The sequence below is a fragment of the Fusobacterium perfoetens genome (genome assembly GCF_021531475.1).
Classification (GTDB): domain Bacteria; phylum Fusobacteriota; class Fusobacteriia; order Fusobacteriales; family Fusobacteriaceae; genus Fusobacterium_B.
On sequence record NZ_JADYTX010000068.1, the window covers coordinates 1 to 1,647 of the forward strand.

The 1,647-nt window shown below is 25.0% G+C and carries 2 protein-coding genes; both read left to right on the top strand.

Going from position 1 to position 1,647, the window contains the following annotated elements:
* The first annotated feature begins 70 nt into the window (after positions 1-70).
* Positions 71-739, top strand: coding sequence for a helix-turn-helix domain-containing protein (locus tag I6E15_RS10000; RefSeq protein WP_105459516.1), 669 nt, complete (start codon positions 71-73; stop codon positions 737-739).
* An 11-nt stretch (positions 740-750) separates the two neighbouring features.
* Entirely contained in the window at positions 751-1,620 is an 870-nt protein-coding gene (locus I6E15_RS10005; RefSeq protein ID WP_233994404.1) for an IS3 family transposase, read from the top strand.
* The last annotated feature ends 27 nt before the right edge of the window (positions 1,621-1,647 follow it).

The window sequence follows — 1,647 nt, forward strand, 5'->3', positions numbered from 1 at the left end:
TGATATGATACCCATAAAGGACACATATATATTATCAACAAATTAAAAAATATAAGAAAGTTGGTAATGTATGTCTAATAAAGTTAAATTTACTCCTGAACAAAAAATGTTTTTTGTCTTAAAATTTAGAGAACTCAAAATCTCTCTTGCTGAATTTTGTAGATTGTATAATGTTGAAAGAACTGCTATCCATAGGTGGTCTATTAAATATGATAATGAAGGTTTAGAAGGGCTTAAAGAAATTAAAAAACCCACTAAATATCCTTCTCATGTATTGATTAATTCTGTTAAAGATTATTTAACTGGAAATTTCTCTATGCTACAAATTGTAAAAATATATAATCTTTCTGGCGATGCTGTTTTAAGAACTTGGTTAAAATGGTATAATACTCCTAAATGGAATATTAAAGTAGGAGAGTTTATGGCTAGAGAGAAAATATCAAAAGATAAAAAAATTCAATTAGTTTTACAATATATTAATAAAGAAAAGTCTGCTAAAGAAATAGCTACAAATAATGATATTACTGAAGGACAGCTTAGAGATTGGGCTAGAAAGTATAAAATTCATGGCGATAATGCTTTAGATGATAAAAGGGGAATTAGAAAGGATCAAAGCGACCTTTCTCAAGAAGAAATTTTAAAAAGAAAAAATAAAGAATTAGAAGAAAAAAATAGAAGACTTGAGGCTGAGTTGCTATTAATAAAAAAGTTGAAAGAATTGGAAGGGGGAGTGATCTAAAACTTAAATTTTTGGCTATTAAAGAAGTTGCTTTTGAATACAAATATTCTATAAAATTTCTTTGTGAAGTTTGGAAAATTAATAGAAGATCATATTACAAGTGGTTACACAGAACTCCTTCAAATAGAGAAAAAGAAAATGAAATTATTAAAGAAAAAATTTTAGAAATATACTATTCTGTAAATAAGATTTACGGCTTTCGTAGAATAACTATGAATGTTAACCATCAAATGAATAAAAACTATAATGTTAAAAGAATCTATAGATTAATGAAAGATGAACTAAATATTTCTTCTATAATAAGAAGAAAAAAGAAAAAATATATTAAAACTTCCGCTGAATATCAATCTGAGAATATATTAAATAGGAATTTTTCGGCGGAAAATCCTCAACAAAAAGTATTAACTGATATAACAGAGTTTAAATATGGTAAAGATAAAAAAATATACCTCTGTGCTACTTTAGATCTATATGATAGATCAATTTTATCATATTCTTTTTCAAATAAAGCTGATACAAAATTAGTATTAGAAGTTTTAAATAATAGTTTTGATAGTAACTTAACTACTAAGAGAATATTACATAGTGATAGAGGAAGTCAATTTAGATCTTTAGAATATAAATCTGCTTTAGAAAAATTAAATATAACTCATAGTATGTCAAGAGTGGGAAAGTGTATAGATAATGGTCCAATGGAAGGATTATTTGGAAATATAAAAGTAGAAAAATACTATTTAAAGAAATATAAAACTTTATCAGAATTAGAAAAAGATATTTCAGAGTATATAAAATTTTACAATGAAGAGAGACTTCAAAAAAATTTAGGGAATAGAAGTCCAATAGAATATAGGAAATTTAAAGAAAAAAATGTTGATAATTAAATTGAGTACTTGACAGGGTACAGATCA